Source organism: Streptomyces cinnamoneus, assembly GCF_014650495.1.
GTDB classification, from domain to species: Bacteria; Actinomycetota; Actinomycetes; order Streptomycetales; family Streptomycetaceae; genus Streptomyces; species Streptomyces cinnamoneus.
Window position 1 is genome coordinate 1 of the sequence record NZ_BMVB01000047.1, and the last position, 19,478, is coordinate 19,478.

The 19,478-nt window shown below is 69.5% G+C and carries 23 protein-coding genes; 12 read left to right on the top strand and 11 right to left on the bottom strand.

The features are described from left to right. The 4 genes from IE182_RS30825 to IE182_RS30840 form a co-directional block, all read right to left on the bottom strand. Nucleotides 1-542: ABC transporter ATP-binding protein (locus IE182_RS30825; protein WP_190113293.1), on the bottom strand; the 542-nt coding region annotated here is incomplete at its 3' end. A 13-nt stretch (nucleotides 543-555) separates the two neighbouring features. Beyond that, nucleotides 556-1,545 (bottom strand): ABC transporter permease, encoded by a 990-nt coding sequence (locus tag IE182_RS30830; RefSeq protein WP_190113294.1) that lies wholly within the window; start codon nucleotides 1,543-1,545, stop codon nucleotides 556-558. Beyond that, nucleotides 1,538-2,461: an ABC transporter permease gene (locus tag IE182_RS30835; RefSeq protein ID WP_190113295.1), complete on the bottom strand. Its 924-nt coding sequence runs from the start codon at nucleotides 2,459-2,461 to the stop codon at nucleotides 1,538-1,540. The genes IE182_RS30830 and IE182_RS30835 overlap by 8 nt, the downstream gene beginning before the upstream one ends. 27 nt (nucleotides 2,462-2,488) lie before the next feature. Beyond that, nucleotides 2,489-4,105 (bottom strand): peptide ABC transporter substrate-binding protein, encoded by a 1,617-nt coding sequence (locus IE182_RS30840; RefSeq protein WP_190113311.1) that lies wholly within the window; start codon nucleotides 4,103-4,105, stop codon nucleotides 2,489-2,491. Nucleotides 4,106-4,447: 342 nt separating this feature from the next. Here IE182_RS30840 and IE182_RS30845 point away from each other — a divergent pair, with 342 nt between their 5' ends. The 4 genes from IE182_RS30845 to IE182_RS30860 all read left to right on the top strand — a co-directional run bounded on the left by IE182_RS30845 (nucleotide 4,448) and on the right by IE182_RS30860 (nucleotide 9,129). Next, nucleotides 4,448-4,822 (top strand): DUF6507 family protein, encoded by a 375-nt coding sequence (locus tag IE182_RS30845; RefSeq protein WP_190113296.1) that lies wholly within the window; start codon nucleotides 4,448-4,450, stop codon nucleotides 4,820-4,822. Continuing rightward, nucleotides 4,819-7,080 carry a DUF8616 domain-containing protein gene (locus IE182_RS32345; RefSeq protein WP_229845277.1) on the top strand — a complete coding sequence of 754 codons (2,262 nt, stop codon included), beginning with the start codon at nucleotides 4,819-4,821 and terminating at the stop codon, nucleotides 7,078-7,080. The genes IE182_RS30845 and IE182_RS32345 overlap by 4 nt, the downstream gene beginning before the upstream one ends. Nucleotides 7,081-7,102: 22 nt before the next feature. After that, nucleotides 7,103-7,498: a hypothetical protein gene (locus tag IE182_RS30855; protein WP_190113297.1), complete on the top strand. Its 396-nt coding sequence runs from the start codon at nucleotides 7,103-7,105 to the stop codon at nucleotides 7,496-7,498. Nucleotides 7,499-7,818: 320 nt separating this feature from the next. Further along, nucleotides 7,819-9,129, top strand: a complete 1,311-nt coding sequence (locus IE182_RS30860) for a DUF6177 family protein (RefSeq protein ID WP_190113313.1) — start codon at nucleotides 7,819-7,821, stop codon at nucleotides 9,127-9,129. A 14-nt stretch (nucleotides 9,130-9,143) separates the two neighbouring features. Here IE182_RS30860 and IE182_RS30865 read toward each other — a convergent pair whose 3' ends face one another. Then, nucleotides 9,144-9,671, bottom strand: coding sequence for a PadR family transcriptional regulator (locus tag IE182_RS30865; RefSeq protein ID WP_190113298.1), 528 nt, complete (start codon nucleotides 9,669-9,671; stop codon nucleotides 9,144-9,146). 137 nt (nucleotides 9,672-9,808) lie between these two features. Here IE182_RS30865 and IE182_RS30870 point away from each other — a divergent pair, with 137 nt between their 5' ends. Beyond that, entirely contained in the window at nucleotides 9,809-10,366 is a 558-nt protein-coding gene (locus tag IE182_RS30870; protein WP_190113299.1) for a hypothetical protein, read from the top strand. Nucleotides 10,367-10,546: 180 nt separating this feature from the next. Here the strand turns inward: IE182_RS30870 and IE182_RS30875 are convergent, their stop codons facing one another. After that, complete coding sequence (locus tag IE182_RS30875) at nucleotides 10,547-11,026, bottom strand: MarR family winged helix-turn-helix transcriptional regulator (RefSeq protein WP_190113300.1); 480 nt, start codon at nucleotides 11,024-11,026, stop codon at nucleotides 10,547-10,549. Nucleotides 11,027-11,120: 94 nt separating this feature from the next. Here IE182_RS30875 and IE182_RS30880 point away from each other — a divergent pair, with 94 nt between their 5' ends. Next, entirely contained in the window at nucleotides 11,121-12,590 is a 1,470-nt protein-coding gene (locus IE182_RS30880; RefSeq protein WP_190113301.1) for an MFS transporter, read from the top strand. 71 nt (nucleotides 12,591-12,661) lie between these two features. Here the strand turns inward: IE182_RS30880 and IE182_RS30885 are convergent, their stop codons facing one another. After that, a complete protein-coding gene (locus IE182_RS30885) occupies nucleotides 12,662-13,690 on the bottom strand; it encodes a saccharopine dehydrogenase family protein (protein WP_190113302.1) in 1,029 nt (342 codons plus the stop codon). 121 nt (nucleotides 13,691-13,811) lie between these two features. Between IE182_RS30885 and IE182_RS30890 the strand changes: the two genes are divergently transcribed. Then, a complete protein-coding gene (locus IE182_RS30890) occupies nucleotides 13,812-14,774 on the top strand; it encodes a helix-turn-helix domain-containing protein (RefSeq protein ID WP_268249648.1) in 963 nt (320 codons plus the stop codon). A gap of 32 nt (nucleotides 14,775-14,806) precedes the next feature. Here IE182_RS30890 and IE182_RS30895 read toward each other — a convergent pair whose 3' ends face one another. Next, nucleotides 14,807-15,046: a hypothetical protein gene (locus tag IE182_RS30895; RefSeq protein WP_190113304.1), complete on the bottom strand. Its 240-nt coding sequence runs from the start codon at nucleotides 15,044-15,046 to the stop codon at nucleotides 14,807-14,809. Nucleotides 15,047-15,410: 364 nt separating this feature from the next. Between IE182_RS30895 and IE182_RS30900 the strand changes: the two genes are divergently transcribed. The 4 genes from IE182_RS30900 to IE182_RS30915 all read left to right on the top strand — a co-directional run bounded on the left by IE182_RS30900 (nucleotide 15,411) and on the right by IE182_RS30915 (nucleotide 16,969). Then, the gene (locus IE182_RS30900; protein WP_229845278.1) at nucleotides 15,411-15,653 is read left to right on the top strand and encodes a winged helix-turn-helix domain-containing protein; all 243 of its coding nucleotides are present in this window, start codon (nucleotides 15,411-15,413) and stop codon (nucleotides 15,651-15,653) included. Between the two features lie 200 nt (nucleotides 15,654-15,853). Then, complete coding sequence (locus IE182_RS30905) at nucleotides 15,854-16,276, top strand: hypothetical protein (RefSeq protein WP_308432191.1); 423 nt, start codon at nucleotides 15,854-15,856, stop codon at nucleotides 16,274-16,276. A gap of 95 nt (nucleotides 16,277-16,371) precedes the next feature. Continuing rightward, a complete protein-coding gene (locus IE182_RS30910; protein ID WP_190113305.1) occupies nucleotides 16,372-16,725 on the top strand; it encodes a thiamin pyrophosphokinase in 354 nt (117 codons plus the stop codon). Then, nucleotides 16,718-16,969 carry a hypothetical protein gene (locus IE182_RS30915; protein WP_190113306.1) on the top strand — a complete coding sequence of 84 codons (252 nt, stop codon included), beginning with the start codon at nucleotides 16,718-16,720 and terminating at the stop codon, nucleotides 16,967-16,969. The genes IE182_RS30910 and IE182_RS30915 overlap by 8 nt, the downstream gene beginning before the upstream one ends. A gap of 102 nt (nucleotides 16,970-17,071) precedes the next feature. Here the strand turns inward: IE182_RS30915 and IE182_RS30920 are convergent, their stop codons facing one another. Beyond that, the gene (locus tag IE182_RS30920) at nucleotides 17,072-17,350 is read right to left on the bottom strand and encodes a hypothetical protein (RefSeq protein WP_190113307.1); all 279 of its coding nucleotides are present in this window, start codon (nucleotides 17,348-17,350) and stop codon (nucleotides 17,072-17,074) included. Nucleotides 17,351-17,542: 192 nt separating this feature from the next. Between IE182_RS30920 and IE182_RS30925 the strand changes: the two genes are divergently transcribed. Then, nucleotides 17,543-17,956, top strand: a complete 414-nt coding sequence (locus tag IE182_RS30925) for a nuclear transport factor 2 family protein (RefSeq protein ID WP_190113308.1) — start codon at nucleotides 17,543-17,545, stop codon at nucleotides 17,954-17,956. Here the strand turns inward: IE182_RS30925 and IE182_RS30930 are convergent. Then, nucleotides 17,950-18,831: a hypothetical protein gene (locus IE182_RS30930; protein ID WP_190113309.1), complete on the bottom strand. Its 882-nt coding sequence runs from the start codon at nucleotides 18,829-18,831 to the stop codon at nucleotides 17,950-17,952. The two genes, IE182_RS30925 and IE182_RS30930, sit on opposite strands and share 7 nt — an antisense overlap. A 92-nt stretch (nucleotides 18,832-18,923) precedes the next feature. After that, the coding region (locus IE182_RS30935) for an oligopeptide/dipeptide ABC transporter ATP-binding protein (RefSeq protein WP_190113310.1) at nucleotides 18,924-19,478 on the bottom strand (555 nt) is incomplete at its 5' end.

Genomic DNA, 19,478 nt, shown 5'->3' on the forward strand with positions numbered 1-19,478 from the left:
ATGATCAGGTCCGGCTCCAGGGCCAGCGCCATCGCGATCATGATGCGCTGACGCATGCCACCCGAGAACTGGTGCGGATAGTCCCGCACCCGCTCGTGGGCGGCGGGGATGCGGACCCGGTCCATCAGCTGGGCGGCGCGCGCCCGGGCGTCCTTGCGGGTCATGCCCTGGTGGACCTCGTACATCTCGCCGAGCTGGGCGCCGACGGTCATGACGGGGTTGAGCGAGGACAGGGCGTCCTGGAAGATCATCGCGAGTTTGGCGCCGCGCACCCGGCGCCGGTGCTCCTCGCCCATGGTGAGCAGGTTCCGGCCGCGGAAGAGGACCTCGCCGCCGGTGACGAAGCCGGGCGGGGAGTCGAGGATGCCCATGACGGCCTGGGCGGTGACGGACTTGCCGGAGCCTGACTCGCCGAGCACGGCGAGCGTCTCGCCCGCGCCGACGGTGTAGCTGACGCCGTTGACGGCCTGGGCGATGCCGTCGCGGGTGCGGAACTCCACGTGCAGGTCGCGCACGTCCAGCAGCGTCGTCGGCTGTTCCATCCTGTCCGGCTCCTCAGCGCAGCTTGGGGTCGAGGGCGTCGCGCACCGCGTCGCCGAGCATGATGAAGGCGAGCACCGTGACGCTCAGCGCGCCCGCCGGCCACAGCAGCATGTGCGGGGCGTTGCGGATCTGGCTGGAGGCGTTGGAGATGTCGATGCCCCAGGAGACGGTGGGCGGTTTGAGGCCGACGCCGATGAAGGAGAGGGTGGCCTCCAGCGCGATGTAGGTGCCCAGCGCGATGGTGGCGACGACGATGACGGGGGCCACCGCGTTGGGGGCGATGTGCCGCAGCAGCAGACGGCGGTTGCCGGCGCCGAGGGCGCGGGCGGCCTGGACGTAGTCGTGCTGTTTGGCGCCCACGACGGAGCCGCGGGCGATGCGGGAGATCTGCGGCCAGCCCAGCAGCACGATGAAGCCGACCACCGGCCACACCGAGCCGCCGGTGACGACGGACAGGAAGACGAGCCCGCCCAGGATGATGGGGATGCCGAAGAAGACGTCGGCCAGGCGCGAGAGCAGCCCGTCCCACCAGCCGCCGTAGAACCCGGCCAGGCCGCCCAGCGCGCCGCCCAGCAGTGCGGCGCCGGCCGTGGCGCAGACGCCGACGGCGATCGAGGCCCGGGCCCCGTAGACCGTACGGGTGTAGACGTCGCAGCCCTGGGCGTCGTAGCCGAAGGGGTGGCCGGGCTGGGAGCCCTGCTGGGCCTTGGCCAGGTTGCACGACAGCGGGTTGCCGCTCGCGATGAGCGAGGGCCACAGGGCGATGAGCACCAGGAAGGCGATGACGAGCGCGGAGAGGACGAAGACGGGGTTGCGCCGCAGGTCGTGCCAGGCGTCCGACCACAGGCTGCGGGCCTTGCCGCTCTCCGCGCCGCCGGGGATCGGGCCGCCTTCGAGGGTCTCCGCGTCGCTGGTGGCCAGGGACATCGCCCCGCCGCCCCCGGGGGTGATGGTGGCGTTGGGATCGGAGGGGTCGGTCTGCGGGAGCGGCGGCTCAGGCATAACGGATCCTCGGGTCGAGCACGGCGTAGAGGAGGTCGACGAGCAGGTTCGCCACCAGGAAGACGATGACCAGGATCGTCACGAAGCCGACGACGGTGGGCGAGTTCTGCCGCAGGATGCCCTGGTAGAGCTGGTAGCCCACGCCGTGGATGTTGAAGATGCGCTCGGTGACGATGGCCCCGCCCATCAGGGCGCCGATGTCGGTGCCGATGAAGGTGACGACGGGGATGAGGGAGTTGCGCAGCAGGTGCCGGGTGACGACCCGGTGGCGGGGCAGGCCCTTGGCGACGGCCGTGCGGAGGTAGTCGGCGCGGGAGTTCTCGGCGATGGACGTGCGCGTCAGCCGTGTGACGTAGGCCAGGGAGGTCAGGGCGAGGACGACGCCCGGCAGGAGCAGTTCGGCGAAGGGCGCGGCGGGCGATACGGACGGGGAGACCACGCTCCACTTCACGCCCAGGAGGTACTGCAGCACGTAGCCGCTGACGAAGGTCGGGATGGAGACCACGACCAGGGTGATCAGCAGGACGGAGGTGTCCAGGGAGCGGCCGCGCCGCAGCCCGCTGAGGAGGCCGAGGGTGATGCCGACGACGATCTCGAAAAGAATGGCGACGAGGGTCAGCCGCAGGGTCACCGGGAAGGCGTCGGCCATCAGCTCGGTGACCTCCTGGCCGTTGAAGGCGGTGCCGAAGTTGCCGGTGAGGATCTGCCGCATGTAGTGGAGGTATTGCTTCCACAGCGGTGCGTCGAGGTAGAGGTCCTTGCGGATGCGGGCGGCGGTGGCGGGGTCGGGGGCCTTGTCGCCGAAGAGCGCGGCGACGGGGTCGCCCAGGGCGTAGACCATGAAGAAGATCAGGAACGTGCTGCCGATGAACACGGGGATCATCTGGAGCATCCGCCGGATCACATACCGTCCCATGGGGACCAGGGCCTTTCTGGGACGGGCTTACTTGACGGTGATCCGTTCGTAGACGGGCACGCTGAAGGGGTTGAGCTCGACGCCACCGATGTTCTCGGAGTAGCCGGCGCTGCCGTTCTGGTACCAGAGCGGGATGGCGGGCATCTGGTCGGCGAGGATCTTCTCCGCGTCCTGGAACTTCCCGACGGCCTTCTCCGTGTCGGACTCGGCGTTGGCCTCGTCGACGAGCCGGTCGAACTGCGCGTCGCTGAACTTGCCGTAGTTGGAGGAGGCGCCCGTGTAGTAGAGCGGCTGCAGGAAGTTCTGGACGAGCGGGTAGTCCATCTGCCAGCCGGAACGGAACATGCTGGTCATGCGCTGGTCGGAAACCTGGTTGCGGAAGTCGGCGAAGGTGCCGACGGGGCTGACGGTGCACGCCTTGTCGTTGCCGAGGGCGTTGTTGATGCTGTTGCAGACGGCGTCCATCCACACGCGGTGGGAGCCGGTGTCGACGTTCGAGGTGATGGTGACCTTGCCGCCGGGCAGGCCGCCGCCCTCCTCGATCAGCTTCCTGGCCCGGCCGGGGTCGTACGTGCAGGCGTCGCCGCACAGGCCGGCCTTGTAGCCGCCCTTCTCGCCGAGCACCGGGGAGGTCCAGTCCGTGGCCGGGGTGCGGGTCTTCTGGTAGATCTGCTGGGTGATCTCGTCGCGGTTGACGGCCATGGACAGGCCGCGACGGACCTTCTCCTTCCCCGGCCGGGACCAGTTCGCGTCGTACATCGGGAAGACGAGGGTCTGGATGATGCCGGCGGGCTGGTTGAGGTAGCGGTCGCCGAGGTCGTTCTTGACGTTCTTCAGCTGTGCGCTGGGGATGTCGTCGACGATGTCGAGGTTGCCGGCCTGCAGGTCGGTGTAGGCGGTGTTGTTGTCGGTGTAGACGCGCAGCTCCACGCCGGCGTTCTTCGCCTTGTCGTCGCCGGGGTAGCCGTCCCAGCGGCTGAGCCGCATGGCCGAGCCCTTGGCGTACGAGTCGATCATGTACGGGCCGTTGCCGACGGGCTTCTTGATCCAGTTGGCGTGGTCGTCGAAGAACGCTCTGGGCAGGGGCGCGTAGGCGGCGTAGCCGAGGGTGTCGGGCCAGGTGGAGAACTGGGTGCGCAGCGTGACGGTGAAGGTCCGTTCGTCCTTGACCACGAGCCCGGACATCGTCTTGGCCGAGGCGGACCCACTGGCCGGGTGGACCTTGTCGTAGCCCTGGATGTCCTGGAAGAAGGAAGCGTTCTTCTGCTTGTTCTCGACGCGGGCCGCGTAGTTCCAGGCGTCGACGAAGGACTTGGCGGTGACCTTCTCGCCGTTGCTGAACATCCAGCCGTCCTTGACCGTGATGGTGAAGGTCTGCTGGTCGGCGCTGTCGATCTTCTCGGCGAGCATGTTCTGGGCCTCGCCGGTCCTGGGGTCGTACTGCTTGAGCCCCCGGAAGATCATGGAGAGGACCTTGCCGCCCTGCACCTCGTTGGTGTTCGCCGGCTCCAGCGGCCCCTGCGGATCCCCCCACGAGGCCCGCACGACCCCGGCGGTGTTGCCGGCTCCGCCACCGCCGCATCCGGCCAGCGCCGGCAGCGCGACTCCGGTCGCGCAGGCGACCAGGGCGGCCGTGCCGCGCATGCGTCCGGGCATGGGTCCGGGCATGGGGTGCCTCCTCGGGTCCCGTGTCACCGCATCTGACGTAGACCCAAATAACACCCTATGAGGTGACTCGGGGCGGCGTTCCGAGGGCGGGTGTGGGGAGAAACCGCCCGTATGCGCGAGCAGAGGGAGTGCGGCAAGGGCGTCGGGGCAGCCCGCCTGAGCCCGGCGACACGAGCCGCGAACGCGTTTGCATACCGAACGTCCTTTCTGTAGACATGGATGCGGTTCGGTGGGGCTGATGTGACAGGGGATCACCAGCAAACCGGATTGATGGGTTCCGGTCATCGGTTGGCCGAGGCCGGGGGAAGGGGGCTTTCGATGACGGGCTGGGACATCAGGCCATCCGAGGTGGGCGGCGTGCTCGGCAAGGTGGCGACGGCGGCCGAGGGCCTGGCGAAGGCCGGCGAAGGGGTGCAGAAGACCCTGCCGAGCGCCGCGGCCGCGGCCGGCACGATCAGCGGCATGTACTGCGGACCGGCCCCGACCGGCCCCGTCGCGGCGGCGTTGGCCGAATTCGGCAACAAGTGGGGGCGCGACCTGATCTACGTGGCGAAACGTACCGCCAACTCGCTGAACGGAGCCGCCGAGGCCACCCGCAAGTACGTCGAGGGAGACCTGGAGCTGGCGGCGAACGCACAGCACAAGGCGCTGGCCGAGCCCAAGATAGACATGCCCGGGCAGGGGAAGAAATGAGCGACAAAGAACTCATCGTCCCCTCGGGCATCCCCCAGTTCATCGGCAACCTGGGCACCCTGGAGACCGACACCAAGGCACTGACCGCGGACGCCAAGCTCTTCCGGAGCTCCGGCGCGGCCGTGCACTCCTCCTTCCAGGGGCTGTCGGCCTGCTACAAGGCGCCGGAGGCGGAGAAGCTGTTCGCCACCACGAAGCCGGTGGAGACCAAGTCGGACGCCTTCGCGGACGACCTGGAGAAGGTCGCCTCCGCGCTGAGCTCCTACGCGTCCACCGTGAAGCCCCTGGCGACCAGGCTCGGCAACCTCAAGGACGAGGCGATCGCGTTCGTCAGCAGCATCGAGGGCGACGACCACTGGCGCCGGGACCAGAAGAAGGTCGACCACAACAACAATCTGTGGAACAGCGTCAACGCCACCGTGGCCGCCTTCCACGACGCCGAGCGCGCCTGCCACGACAAGATCGTCGCACTGGTCAACGGCACCCCGCTCATCCCCGACGACGGCACGCACAAGCAGAACATGTACGGCTACCGGGCGAGCGATCTCGCCCACGCCGAGAAGACGCCCTGGGGCTCCAAGGCCAACCGCGAGTACACGGGCCTCGCCTGGCTCGGCCACCAGGTCAAGAGCTTCGTCTGGGACGGCTTCATCGTCGACGGCGTGTGGGGCACGGTCAAGGGCCTGGGCACGCTGGTCGGCACCGAGGGCTGGGACAAGGCGGGCCAGGCGTGGACGGGCCTGGGAAAGCTGGCCACGGGCCTGGTCATCTCGGCCAGCCCCCTGGGGACGGCGTTCTGGACACTCCCCGACGACAAACTCCCCCGCTGGGTGCGCGACTCCCGCACGACGGTGAAGGAGACCGGCAAGGCCCTCGTCGCCTACGACCAGTGGGGCAAGAACCCGGCCCGCGCGGCCGGCGGCGTCTCCTTCAACGTCCTCACGACGGTCTTCACGGGCGGCTCGGGCGCCGCGGCGAAGGGCGGAGCCCTGGCCAGGACGGCATCCGTACTGGGCAAGGCGGGCCGGATCGTCGACCCGATGACGTACGTCGGCAAGGCCGCCAAATTCGGCTACGTCAAGGTCGGCGACCTGATGTCGGGCCTGAAGAACCTGCGGGCGGGCTCGACGTTCCACCTCGCGGACGAGGCGTTCAAGATCCCTGGCGACGCGGCCACTTCGGCCTTGCCGAAGCGCCCGGCGGGCCTGCCGGAGGACGTGGCGACGTTCCTCGACCGCAACGACAAGCCGGTCTACATGGACAAGAAGACCGGCGCGCTCTACGACGAACACGGCAAGGAGCTCCAGCCGGCGAAGGACGTCAAGAAGGAACTGTCGGCGGAGGAACGCGCGGCGGAGGCGACGAGCCACCGGCCGGAGGCCCGAGCACGGCAGGACGACGCGCTGGTCACCGCAGGCGTCCGCAACGGCGGCGGCGAAGCCACGGCCTCGGCGGGCGGGCACGGCGGGGCGGGCGGCCATGCGCCGGGCGGCGGGGCAGCCCCCACTCCGAGTGCGGCCACGGGAGGTCACAGCGCAGGAGGGCATGGGGCAGGCAGCGACTTCCAGCACGCTCCGCACGACCATGACAGCCCGAAGGAAACGCATCACAGCTCGGTCGATAGTGGTGACTCCGGTCACGGCCCTGCCGTGGACCGGCCAGACTCCCATCACGAGACACCGGGCGACCACACTGCCACGGCTGACACGGATCCGGCGCACACCATGCGCGACTACACACCTCCGCATGAGGACCCGAAGTCGAAGATTCCCGTTCCTCCCAAGGAACACGGCGACATCGTGCTGTCGACGGGCGACCACGTCTACCACGAGCCGAACCTGACGACGATCGGCTACGACACCATGACGCAGCTGAACCGTGACCTCACAGCGCGGCTTGAGGGCTACCACGATGTGGTCGTCCACGGAAATGACAAGGGGTTCTTCATGCCTGGCCGAAAGAACGCTATGGGAGTCGACTTCCCGCCGGGTGAAGTGCACGCAACACACATAGTCGAGGCGATCCGAAACAATCCCAGCTACAGGGGAGAGCCGATCAGGCTCATCTCTTGCCACACCGGTCGAGTCAAGGAAGGCATATCAGACATCCCCGCGGCTCAGCAGGTGGCCAACGATCTCGGCGTCCCGGTGATGGCGCCGACCGACGAGGTGGGCATCTACCCGTCCCGCGGTAAGGGCCAGGTACCGGAGGTGCAGAATGATGGCTACTGGAGGACCTTCCTCCCCATGGCTCGATAATTCCCCTGAAAGGAAGTGTCACATGAAGGCACTCGGCTTTTACAGAGAGCTTTGGCCGTCGAGCTCCGATTGGGACGGAAATATCGGCGACTTCGTGTCGAACTCGCCGCAGCCCAACGAGCAGGAAGTCGCGGCCTACCTCCGAAACGGGCACGCACTCTTCGCCTCCATGGGTGTCGTGGATGACGTGCTTGGGTCGGGAGAAAGCATTGTCGGCGGTAGCTCGCTGTTCACCGACGGGGATTGGGTGTGGCGTGGCGACCTCTGGTTCTACGTGGTCACCTACCATCTGCTCCTGCCGGACGAGTTCACGTCCAAGATCCGCGCCTCGGGGTACTCCATGCCGTCAGTCGAGCAGGATCGCCTGGTCGAGCTAACAGACGCGGTTCAGTCCCTCCGGACACGAGGGCGCAACTAGGCAAGTCTGGGTACCTCGAAAACCACGGGATGGCAGCGGTACGAACTGGCAGCCGTCCCGGCCTCCCCAATGTGCGACCGATGCACGGCACGGGACCGTGGTGGGCGAGTAGCGGGCCTTGCCTGATTTTTATGATGCCGATCTGCGGCTCGACCGCCGGAAGCAGCCCCAGGTGCCGCCGGAGTCGGTTTCCAGCACGGTGTCACCCAGCTCCCACGCGAGCTGAAGCTCGTACAGATCACTCATGCCCGCCAGCGTAGAAGCGCGTACCGGCCCGATTGGACACCCCCGTGAAAGACGTCATAGCGCTCACGCCCAAGATGCCCGACTCGTGGTCGATCGTCGCCGGGCTCTACGCGGGCGGGCCCGATGTCGAGGCGGCCGGGGTCAATGACGGGGCCGTCGTTCAGTTGCGGGCGGTGGACGGGCGGCCGCTCGTCTCGTTGGAGGCGCCGCTGCTCGTGCACGTGCCCGGTGAGGCCGAGCGGCTGCTCGGTGACGGGGTCGGGGCGCCCCCGGTCCCCTACTGGTGGACCGAGGTCCGGGCCTCGACCGCGCTGCCCGAGGCCGTGCCGCTCGCCGGATCGGTGGCGGGGCGGCTGACCACGTTGCTCGGCGGTGCGGTATGGCCCGCCGAGGCCGGACTCGCCGTCGACGTGCTCACCGACTCCACCGCCGTGGTCCTCGCCGACCGCCCCGTCGTCGCCCTCAACGCGTGGATGTCCGAGATCGTGCGTACGGTCGCCGCGGCCGGACTCGCCCTGCAGATCGTCACCCCGCCCCACGTACGCCTCAGCCTTCCCCTGCGCACCGCCCTGACCGGCGCCCCCAACCGCTGGGTCGTCCAGGACCCCGACTGCGGCTACTACGACGGTCTCTCCGGCGCCGTACTCCACTGGCAGGACGGAACGTTCACCCCCGTCCGCGACGAGGCCGGCGCGGCGTCGGTCGCCGCGGCGTTCACGGAAGCCGCGCCCGCCGCCGAACGGCAGCTCGTCGTCGCGTTCCGCGTGCTACATGAAGAGGTCACCGACGACCTCGTCCTCGGGCGGGCCCTCGGGGCCGCGTGGACCGCACTCACCGGCGCCGCGCCCGCCGGCTGGGGCACCGCCGAGCCCGTCAATCTGGCCTGGTCGGCGCAGCAGTTGACCGACCTCGCCCGCGAACGGTCCCCCGAGCCCACTCACCTGCTCGCCGTCGGCGCCCCCGAACGCCCCGCCCTCGCCACCTCCCGCGTCACCCGCGCCGAGAACGGCGTCGCAGAGGACATCACCCTCACCATCGGCTACGGCGAGGACGAGACCCCGCCCCTGGACGCCGTCGAGTCCCTCGCCCGCACCCTCGTCGAGGAGCACGGGCTCGTCTCCCTGCTCGCCTCCCTGCGCCGAGGCCGCCGCGACCTCACCGTCCCCCCGCACTTCGAGGCTCCGCCCATCCCCCTCTCCTTCACCCTGGGCGCCGCCGACGTCCGGCGCATGGGCCTCCCCCACGCCCGCCGCCCCCCGCTCGACCTCCGCCCCGTGGAACTCGGCCCGGCCGTTCACTACCCCCTCGGGGACGGCACCGACGCCCAGGCGTGGACGGTCCTCCAGCAACTGGCCGAGCACCTCAAGGTGAACGCGGAGAGCTGATCGGGGCGACGCCCCTACTTCCCCCGGGCCTTGGTGAGTTCTTCGGCGGCCCAGCGGGCCCATTCCTCGCGCATGGCGGTGAAGCGCAGGCCGTACTCGATGGCGAGGCGGCCGTTGACGGACAGCGGGTCGTCGCCCCAGTCCACCTTCTGCTCCAGCTCCGCCAGCGCCGCGCGCTGCCCGGCCGCGCGTTCGGCTTCGCCCGTGAGGTAGGTGACCGCCTCCAAGGGTGTGAGGTGGTTGAGGAAGAAGACGCGGAGCAGCGCTTCGCTGCGCCGGACGGTGTCGGGGTGAGGCTCGGTCAGCCAGCGGTGCAGCTCGGCGCGGCCGTCCTGCGTGATGGCGTATTCCTTGCGGCCGCGGGGGCCTTCCGCACAGACCTCCAGCAGGCCGGCCTTCGCGAGCTTGGCCAGCTCGCCGTAGACCTGGCTCTGGGTTGCCGGCCAGGCATTGCTCAGCGAGGTCTCGAACCTCTTCATCAGGTCGTAGCCGCTGGCCGGTTCGTTCGCCAGGAGGCCCAGCATCGCGTGTCTCAGGCTCATGCCCCCACTCTACCCTCCACGATCGACATGTCGAGGGTGGACAGTCCACTACTGACATGTCATAGTTGGAATGTCGGCCGAGGGGGTCGGCGCCCGGCACCTGGCTGCGTCCGGCCACTGATCGAGGAGACTTCCTGATGAACTATCTGCGCGGTTTCATGCCCTGGATCGCCTTCGCGGTCGTCTCCTCCTACGGCTGGCAGTGGGGCGCCGTCGCGGGGCTGGCCACCGCCGTCGCCCTGCTGATCAAGGAACACCAGGCGGGCACCGCCCGGCAGTCACTGATCCTGGAACACAGCACCGCGGGCTACTTCGCCGCACTGACCGCCCTGGCCTTCGCCCTCCCGCACAGCGAGTTGCAGCACTTCGGCGGCGCCATGTCGCTGGGCTGGCTCGCCCTCACCGCCTGGGCCACCCTCGCCGTCGGCCACCCCTTCACCACCGGCATCGCCAAGCGACAGGCGCCGCCGCAGGTGTGGAACACGCCCCTCTTCCGCCGCATCAACGTCGTGATCACGACCGCCTGGGCCCTCGCCTTCACCCTGGCCGCCACCGCACTGGCCATAGCCGACGCCAACGACCTCGGCACGAACGCATCCATAGCCATCCAGGCCGCCGGTTTCGCTCTCCCCGCCGCGTTCACCGCCCGCTACCCCGACCGCGCCCGCGCCCGCCACACCCAGGCAGCCCAGTAAGCCCGGGCAGGCCCGAAGCGTCAGGCCCGAGCGGCAGCTCCGGCTGTCGCCGGGACCTCGGGGCCGGCCCCGAGGTCCCGGCGACAGCCGGAGTGCCGTACTTCCTCAGATCCTCACCACAGCCGCCGGAGCACGTCGGATGCAGCAACTCGAAGCCGTCGGCGGGCCTCGGACGGCATGTCACATACGGGCGCGGCGCGCCGGGCGGGGGCTTTCGGAGGGGGACTCCAGGTCGCCTTCGACGAGTTGCTTCAGGACGCGCAGAAGGTCTTGGCGGTCGGTGGCCGCGAGGGAGGCGAGGGCGTCGGCGTGGACCTGGTCGACGATGCGCTGGCTCTGGACGGCAACGGCGGCGCCCTGGTCGGTGACGGCGATGATGCGGGCCCGGCGGTCCTTGGTGGACGGCCGCCGCTCGGCCAACCCCGCCTTCTCAAGGGCGTCGACGGTGACGACCATCGTCGTCTTGTCCATGTCGCCGATCTCGGCGAGCTGGATCTGGGTCCGCTCCTCCTCCAAGGCGTGCACGAGGACGCAGTGCATGCGGGCGGTGAGGCCGATCTCGGCGAGGGCGGCGGCCATGCGGGTGCGCAGGACGTGGCTGGTGTGGTCCAGAAGGAAGGAGAGGTCAGGTTCGGTCCGAGTGGGCGCCATCGCAGTCATGCCCCCAGCCTAGCAATTCGATCCGAAAGAAATCGTCTGCAACAAAACTATCTGCTACGGTCTCGCTAGTCGCCTTCACTGACTGGAGAAGCCCATGCCTGTGGCTACGGATGCCCCCGCCCCCCTCGTCACCGTCACCCCGCGCGCCACCGCCCAGGCGGCGGCGGCCCAGGGGCTGCGTTCCCGCTGGACAGCACTCGCCGTGCTCTCCACCGGCATGCTGATGACGGTCCTCGACGGCAGCATCGTCACCGTTGCGATGCCCGCCATCCAGAACGACCTGGGCTTCACCCCCGGCGGCCTCAGCTGGGTGGTCAACGCCTATCTGATCGCCTTCGGCAGTCTGCTGCTGCTCGCCGGTCGCCTGGGCGACCTGATCGGCCGCAAGCGCATGTTCCTGGCGGGGACCGCCGTCTTCACCGCCGCCTCGGTGCTCGCCGGCTTCGCCGCCTCCCCCGCGGTGCTCATAGCGGCCCGCTTCCTCCAGGGGCTCGGGAGTGCGATGGCCTCGGCCGTCAGCCTCGGCATTCTGATCACGCTGTTCACCGATTCCCGCGAGCGCGCCAGGGCGATTGCCGTCTTCTCCTTCACCGGTGCGGCCGGAGCCTCCCTGGGTCAGGTGCTCGGCGGCATCCTCACCGACGCGCTCGACTGGCACTGGATCTTCTTCATCAACCTGCCCATCGGGCTCGCCGCGCTACTGATGGCCGCCCCCGCGCTTCCCGCCGACCGGGGCCTGGGGCTGCGCTCGGGGGCCGACGTACTCGGCGCGCTCCTGGTCACCGCCGGACTCAGCCTGGGGATCTACACCGTCGTCAAGGTGGAGCAGTACGGCTGGACCTCTGCGCACACCCTCGGCCTCGGGGCGCTCTCCCTCGCCCTGCTGGCCGCCTTCGCCCTGCGCCAAGCCAAGGCCCGCACCCCGCTGATGCGGCTGCGGATCTTCCGCTCCCGCACCGTGGTCGGCGCGAACCTCGTCCAGATGCTGATGGTGGCCGCGCTGTTCTCCTTCCAGATCCTGGTCGCCCTCTTCCTCCAGAAGGTCCTCGGATACGGCGCCGCCGCGACGGGCCTGGCCATGCTCCCGGCCGCCGTTGTGATCGGGGCGGTCTCCCTCGGGGTCTCGGCCCGGCTGAACGCCCGCTTCGGCGAGCGCCGTGTCCTGCTGGCCGGCCTCGCCCTGCTGGTCCTGGCGCTCGGCCTGCTGACCCGGCTGCCGGTGCACGCCGACTACGTCACCGACCTGCTGCCGGTGATGCTGCTGGCCGCCGGCTTCGGCCTTGCCCTGCCGGCCCTCACCACGCTGGGCATGTCCGGCGCCGGTGAGGAGGACGCGGGCCTCGCCTCCGGCCTGTTCAACACCACCCAGCAGATCGGCATGGCGCTCGGCGTCGCCGTCCTCTCCACCCTGGCGGCCTCGCGCACCGAGAGCCTGGAGTCCGCCGGCCACACCGCGGCCGCCTCCCTGACCGGCGGTTACCACCTGGCCTTCGCGGTCGGCGCCGGCCTGCTCCTGACCGCCGCCGCCCTCACGGCGACCCTCCTGCGCAGCCCGCGCCGCTGAGGGTTCGGGCAGGCAGCCTCAATGCGATGGTCGCTCGTTCGTTTCCGACCTTCTGCGGCGCCGGCGGCCCGCTAGTGAAGGTCCACGGAGATGTGCGGCGACAGTGCGTGGAGGAAGTCGGGTGCGTCGAATATCTTGCCGGCGGAGGTGACACCGGTCGCCCGGGTCCGGCCGGTGAGGATGCGGTGGACCGCTTCCACCGCGAGCGGCGCGGTGACGGCGTAGATGTCCCGGCCCCGCGCCACGGCACGGCGTTCGGTGCCGTCGCGGCGTACGAGGGCGTCGACGAGGAAAGTCTGCGCGGACCGTCCGTGCGCGTCGGTCACGGCGGGCGTCGGAGTGTCCGGGGCCAGCACCTCCCTGGCCGCCTCGACCGTCATGTGCGTGTGCACGTGGGGGATGGACAGGTGGCTGGGAACGGTGACGACGTCGACCGTGGTGAACTCCCCTATGACGGCGTGGGGGCCGATGGGGTCGGGGAAGGGCCAGTGGAGCGTGGGTGACGCGTCGTCGCGGTACTCCAGCTGCCCGTCGGCGTAGCGGATGCGCCGGCCGCCTCGCCTCTGGCGGGAGACCTTGCTCGTGGCGCGTGTTCCGGCGGTGGGGTGCCAGCTGCTCAGTCCGTAGGCGATGTGTGCCTCGTCGGCCGCCGTCCAGTCGCCCATCGCCGCGGTGATCAACAGGTCGCCGAGACCGCCGTAGAAAGCCATCGCGGGGACGATCACCGCTCCCGCCGCGCGGGCACGGTCCGTGAAGTCCGCGAACGTATCGACGCCGGACTCGATCTCGCCCGTCACGTCCACATACGGGATGCCGGCGCGCAGTGCCGCCTCGATGACGGGGGCGGCTGTGGTGGCGAAGGGCCCGGCGCAGTTGATCACTGCCGCTGTGCCGGCCAGCGCGCGGTCGAGCGAGTCAGGGTCCCCGGCCGATGCCGGGCGGGCGTCGAGTCCCGGAGCGGATGCTGCCAGCGTCTGCAGCTTGCCGGGGTCGCGACCGGCGAGCACGGGGATGAACCCGCGTTCTCGCAGGTGCGCCACCACGAAGCGTCCGGTGTGCCCGTACGCGCCGAACACCGCTACGGCACGTTCCGATCCCATGGGTTCTCCCCCGTTGCTGAATGATCCGGCGGCAGTCCACCGGCGGTCCGTACGGACATCCTGGCGAGCGCGAGTCGCCCACACGAGTGTCCGGAACGACACGACCCGTACAATTCCGGACGTGGACACCGACCCCGGAACTGTCGCCCTCGCCGTCACCGACGGCATGCTCCACTTCGAACTCTCCGTGGCTCAAGAGGTGTTCGGCAACAGCCTTCCCGCCGGTGCCGGGCGCGGGTACAGCGTCGTGGTCTGCGGGCCGGGCGCGGTGCGGGTCGGCCGGTTCACACTGGAGCCCGACCACGGACTCGACCACCTTCCGCGCGCCGCTACGGTGATCGTCCCCGCCTGGGCCGATGTCGACGAGGATCCGCCGGCCGACCTCGTCGACGCGGTGCGCGCGGCCCACGAGGCCGGGGCGCGCGTGGTCTCCTTCTGCACCGGCGCGTTCGTGCTGGCCGCCGCCGGCCTGCTGGACGGGCGGCGCGCGACGACGCACTGGGCGCACACCGGAGACCTGGCCGCCCGCTATCCGCGCGTGGAGGTGGACCCGGACGTCCTCTACGTGGACAACGGCAGCGTGCTCACCTCCGCCGGCAAGTCCGCCGCGATGGACCTGTGCCTGCACCTGGTCCGCCTCGACCACGGCCAGTCGACCGCCAACGCGCTCGCGCGCCGCCTGGTCGTCCCGCCGCACCGGCCCGGGGGCCAGGCCCAGTTCGTCACCACTCCCCTGCCCGCCCAGGGCCATCACCCGCTCGCCGAGTTGCTCCCCTGGGTGAGCGAACGACTCGACCATCCACTGACCGTAGAGGACCTGGCCCGTCAGGCCCGGATGAGCTCGCGCCACCTCGGCCGCCACTTCAGGTCGGTGACCGGAACGACGCCGCTGCAATGGCTGCTGGCTCAGCGGATCCGCCGCGCCCAGGAGTTGCTGGAGACCACCGACGACGGTATCGACGTCATCGCCACGGCCACCGGCATGGGCACCGCCACGACGCTGCGCCGGCACTTCAACCGCACGGTCGGAGTGCCCCCGGACACCTACCGCCGCACCTTCCGCTCACGCCCCCGTCCGGCCTGACCGGCACGTTGCCCTTCCCGCAACCGGACGCCTCAGTGCGCCTCCCGTTGGTGGATGCCCATGGCCACCGCCATACGGGCGGCCTCCTGACGGTCGCCGGCCTCGACGGCCCGGTAGCGACTGCCCTTGATCTGCCGACACGTCTCGCACGGTGGCGACGGGAGCGCCGCCACCTCGGGCTGCCCCCTCCCCCGCCGACTCCGCGCGTTGACCTCGGCAACCTTGGCACGCAGCGCGTCGCCCGCGGTCGCGGGCCGGTTCGTCTCGCTCATCGGCCATCCTCCGAGCACGGGATGAAGTCGATGCCGTGCGCGGACACGCGGACGGTGAAGGCGGGACGCGGCAGGTTCGCAGGTGGCCGCACCACGGGGGCCGCGGCACACCGCCGGTCGGTACTGATCGGTTTCGCGGACGAGAGCCGAGCCCTCGCCCAGTCGAACCATCGGAAGTTAAGCTTCGTCATGTCGACGCTCCTCATGCGGCGTTGGCCATGCCCCGGGACCGGTTGCAGCGGTCGCCGGGGTCTTTCAGCAGGCCAAGACGCTAGCAGCGCAACACTATAGAACGGTCGCAATGTCGAGAATTAGAAGCAACCCGCCCGTTGCATGAACGACATGGCGCCCTTAGCGTGCTCATGTGATCGAATTCGCTCCCGACATTCCACGCTGGCGCCAAGTGGCCGAAGTGATTCGGCAGCGCATCAAGAACGGCACGTACGCGCCTCGCACGCGCGTACCGTCTGTCATTCAACTCATGGAAGAGTTCGGCATCGCCACCCAGACAGCACACAAGGTGCACCGCGCCCTGCGCGCCGAGGGCCTCATCTACACCGAGCCCGGCATGGGGTCCTATGTCTCGAAGGACCTGAACTTCGAATGACGTTGGTGTGACGGGAGCGTGCATCGGTGTTGTGGCCCAAGGCCGTCAGGGACCGGCTCAAGACCGGTAGCGACCAGGAGATCGTCCAGAGCTACCCGTACCGGTCAGCGTGCCCGTCCACTGTGTGAGGCGACCTCACCGTCGGCGCGACGGAGGAGCTGTTCTTCGGCGGGTACACGTCCTACTTCCTCTGGACCCACGTGCCCGACCTCCCCGGCATGCTGCGGCGAAAGGCCGCGCAAGGCTGCCGCGTCCGCTTCCTGATCGGCGATCCCGACGGGATCGTGACCCGTCAGCGCGAAGAGATCGAAGACGTCGCCATGACCGTGTCGACACGCATCAGGACAACCACGGAACAGTTGGCCGCGATGGGCAGGACAGACGGCCTGGAAGCGCGGTTCTCCGCACCCGCCGATGCCACCAATCACGTCTCGCTGTCCGTCTTCCGCTTCGACGACGAAGTCCTCGTCACGCCCCACCTGGCCCGGCAGGTCGGTCACGATTCGCCGCTGCTCCACCTGCGACGGCACGGTGACAGCGGGATGTTCTCCCGTTTCGTGGAACACGCCGAGGAGTTGTGGTCCCGGGGCACTCCCCTGGCCTCCTCAACGCCGCGCAGCTGAGGCAGCGACAGGCGCGACCCGCCCTGTCATCCTTGCCGTCGGCGCTATCCTGACCGCGGGCTGACAGGGAACTCCGCGACGGAAAGGGACGGCGCATGACCGCACAGCACGCCGAGCACGATGGCCCGATCATTTCCAAGCCCGCACTGACCCTGCCCGCCCTGCGCCAGGCCGTCGCCACGGTGGCTCCGTCACGCCTCACAGAGTTCTTCGAGGACATGCAGAACACGTTCGTTCAGGCCGGCGACGAGGACAGCGTCGTACCGATCCGGATGTTCTACCGGCGCTGGGGCGTGGTTGTCGAGATCGAACGCCACCCGCAGACCGCACTGCGGCTGCACGACGCCGAGCGATCGATGGACAGCGAAGACCCGGACGTGAGAGAGCAGGCGATCCGGGAGATCGGTGAGATCGTCCGCGCGGCACACCGTGAGGTCGAGGGTGGCTGACTGGCACTGGGAGCATGACCCGGACGACTTCCTCAACGGCCTCGCTCCCGAAGCGACGGCCGAGGTCGGACGCCTGGCCCAGGAAGTCGCCACGCGCGCTTCCATGGTCTTTCTCGATGGCGCGTCCTATAACGGACCCGGCCCGGGACTGCGTACCGAGAGCCGCGGCCAGGTCATGATCACGTATTTGACCGATGTCCGGGGTGAACGCATCGTCGTCGTGCAGGTCTCCTGGTTCGGCTGAGCAGACCATGTCACCGGCAGGAATCGCAACCCAGGTGCCCGCCCGTGACGTGCGGCCACGGACGGGCACTGCGGCAATGCGGCACTACCGAGCCGCATCGGCTCAGTAGTACATGAACGTTGCCCACAAGCCGTTGATGTTCTGGGTGACGAATTCCCCGGCACCGGCGCCAAAGCCGTTGGCGGCATTGGCCACATCGTTGACCGATCCGTAATTACCCATCCAGTGCCACGTCTTGACCTGCTGCTTCGCAGGGCTGATGCTCACGGTTGCCGGCGGGTTCGGCGCGGGATCGTCCGCGGCCATCGCGGGGGCAGCAGAGAGGCCGATCAGCATCGCGGTGGGCGCGGCTGCCAGGGCGAGGGTTCGAAGAGGGTTCATGGTTGACCTCCATGAAAGGCTCAGGTGTTCGAATTCCCGAACATCCGACCACAACCGTAGGCGACTCCCGCCACACCCGCCATCCGAGCCGCCCCAACCCGCTTCGGACCTGCGTTGTCAGACCCTCCCGCTACAGTCCGTTCCAGTAGTCAGGACCGCTGACGGGACACGACCTACGGGGGAGAGATTCGCATGCGTCAGTTCGGGGTTGAGCTGTACGACCGGTGGACCGCCATGTGGAACGGCGACACGGGGCTGGCCGGGCAGATCATGGCGCCCGAGTTCCGGTTGCGGTACGCGCAGGCGGGGACCGAGGCGTTCGACGACGTCCGGCGGCCCGCCGAGCTCGCGGACGTCATCGCGGGGTGGCATCGGCGGCGGCCCGGGTTGCGGTTCGTCGCCGAGGGGCCCGCTGTCGTCGACACGGAGGGTCTCGGCGGGGCGGCGCCGCACGGCGTCGTGGCGCGGCCCTATCTCGCCGACTTCACCGGCGACGACGGGCACGTCGTCTCCCGGAGCGGGACCGACATACTCCGGTTCAGCGGCGGGCGCATCACCGAAGTGTGGTCGGTCTCCTCGGGGGCCGGCGGGCGGACGTTCTACTGAACCGATGCCGTAGGCAGGGCCCGCAGGGACGCCTTCAGGTTCGACACGAACGCCTCGCGCGTCCCCTCGTCCAGCAGGTCCAGGGACAGGTACGGGTTGAGGTCCTCCAGCTCCACGAGCAGCAGCTCGCCCTCCGGGGTGCGGCAGGCGTCCACCCGCTGGATGCCGTGCTCGATGGCGTTCCAGTCGATGAAGCGCTGCGCGAAGGCCAGGTCCTCGGCCGTCGGCTCGTAGCGCTCCAGCTTCCAGCGCCGCTCCGGGTCCGGAGCGTACAGCGCGTACTGAAAGGCGTCGTCGATGAAGTAGAACGAGACCTCGTAGCGGAAGTGGATGCGGGGCTGGACGAGGACGCCGTCCTCCCACGGCAGCCCGGCCAGCTCCGGCCGTTCCAGGAACCGCAGGCCGATCGAGTCCGCGCCCGCCTTCGGCTTGGCCACGTACTCGGCCACCTCCGGCAGCCGGGCCACATCCTGCGCACGGTCGATCGTCGGGATCACCGGGTAGCCCGCCGCACTGAGATCGAGGAGGTACTGCTTGCCGGCCATGTCGGCCTTGCCGGTCAGCTGGTTGTAGACCGGGACGCCCGCGCGCGTCGCCCGGGCGCGGAAGTCCTCGTACGCGGCCGCATAGTGCAGCACGGGGCCGCTGTTGCGGACCGCGACCACCGCGAACGCGCCTGTCTCCAGCAGAGCCGCCGCATCCAGCGGGTGGCACAGGGCCACGTCGAAGTCCTCGCGCAGCCGCGACGACAGGAAGATGTCCTCGTCGCAGTAGCGCCGCCCCTTGGCCTCGTAGGCGAGGTCGGTGACGAACAGGATGCGGGTGCTGGTGCTGGTGCGCGTGCTGGTGCAGGGGCGGGGCAGGCCGGACTTCATGATCCAGAAACTACTCCGTCCGGCCCCGCACACGGGAACGGGGGCTCCCCGCCGGCCCAGGCCGGCGGAAAGCCCCCGCTACGGGAACGGCGTCATGACGCCGCGCCCACCACCTGCTTCTCCTCCGCGAAGTGGCACGCCGACTCGTGTGCCGCCGGCGTCTTCTTGCCGGCGAACACCTCCGGCACCGCCAGCAGCGGCACCTCCTCCGCGCACTTGTCCTCCGCCTTCCAGCAGCGGGTGCGGAAGCGGCAGCCGGACGGCGGGTTGGCCGGGGACGGGACGTCGCCGGTGAGGATGATCCGCTCGCGGCCCTCGCGCGCGTCGGGGTCCGGGACGGGGACGGCCGACAGCAGCGCCTGCGTGTACGGGTGCGTCGGGTGGTCGTAGATCTGCACGTCGGTGCCGATCTCGGCCATCTTGCCCAGGTACATCACGCCGACGCGGTCGGAGATGTGCCGGACGATCGACAGGTCGTGCGCGATGAAGATGTAGGAGAGGTTGAACTCGTCCTGCAGCTTCTCCATCAGGTTGACGACCTGCGCCTGCACCGAGACGTCCAGCGCCGAGACCGGCTCGTCGCAGATGATGATCTCCGGGTTGAGCGCCAGGCCGCGGGCGATGCCGATGCGCTGCCGCTGACCGCC

Coding starts and splice junctions, on each gene's coding strand:
- IE182_RS30830 (WP_190113294.1), bottom strand. CDS start 1,545: ATGCCTGAGCCGCCGCTCCCGCAGACCGACCCCTCCGATCCCAACGCC.
- IE182_RS30835 (WP_190113295.1), bottom strand. CDS start 2,461: ATGGGACGGTATGTGATCCGGCGGATGCTCCAGATGATCCCCGTGTTC.
- IE182_RS30840 (WP_190113311.1), bottom strand. CDS start 4,105: ATGCGCGGCACGGCCGCCCTGGTCGCCTGCGCGACCGGAGTCGCGCTG.
- IE182_RS30845 (WP_190113296.1), top strand. CDS start 4,448: ATGACGGGCTGGGACATCAGGCCATCCGAGGTGGGCGGCGTGCTCGGC.
- IE182_RS32345 (WP_229845277.1), top strand. CDS start 4,819: ATGAGCGACAAAGAACTCATCGTCCCCTCGGGCATCCCCCAGTTCATC.
- IE182_RS30855 (WP_190113297.1), top strand. CDS start 7,103: ATGAAGGCACTCGGCTTTTACAGAGAGCTTTGGCCGTCGAGCTCCGAT.
- IE182_RS30860 (WP_190113313.1), top strand. CDS start 7,819: ATGCCCGACTCGTGGTCGATCGTCGCCGGGCTCTACGCGGGCGGGCCC.
- IE182_RS30865 (WP_190113298.1), bottom strand. CDS start 9,671: ATGAGCCTGAGACACGCGATGCTGGGCCTCCTGGCGAACGAACCGGCC.
- IE182_RS30870 (WP_190113299.1), top strand. CDS start 9,809: ATGAACTATCTGCGCGGTTTCATGCCCTGGATCGCCTTCGCGGTCGTC.
- IE182_RS30875 (WP_190113300.1), bottom strand. CDS start 11,026: ATGACTGCGATGGCGCCCACTCGGACCGAACCTGACCTCTCCTTCCTT.
- IE182_RS30880 (WP_190113301.1), top strand. CDS start 11,121: ATGCCTGTGGCTACGGATGCCCCCGCCCCCCTCGTCACCGTCACCCCG.
- IE182_RS30885 (WP_190113302.1), bottom strand. CDS start 13,690: ATGGGATCGGAACGTGCCGTAGCGGTGTTCGGCGCGTACGGGCACACC.
- IE182_RS30895 (WP_190113304.1), bottom strand. CDS start 15,046: ATGAGCGAGACGAACCGGCCCGCGACCGCGGGCGACGCGCTGCGTGCC.
- IE182_RS30910 (WP_190113305.1), top strand. CDS start 16,372: ATGACCGCACAGCACGCCGAGCACGATGGCCCGATCATTTCCAAGCCC.
- IE182_RS30920 (WP_190113307.1), bottom strand. CDS start 17,350: ATGAACCCTCTTCGAACCCTCGCCCTGGCAGCCGCGCCCACCGCGATG.
- IE182_RS30925 (WP_190113308.1), top strand. CDS start 17,543: ATGCGTCAGTTCGGGGTTGAGCTGTACGACCGGTGGACCGCCATGTGG.
- IE182_RS30930 (WP_190113309.1), bottom strand. CDS start 18,831: ATGAAGTCCGGCCTGCCCCGCCCCTGCACCAGCACGCGCACCAGCACC.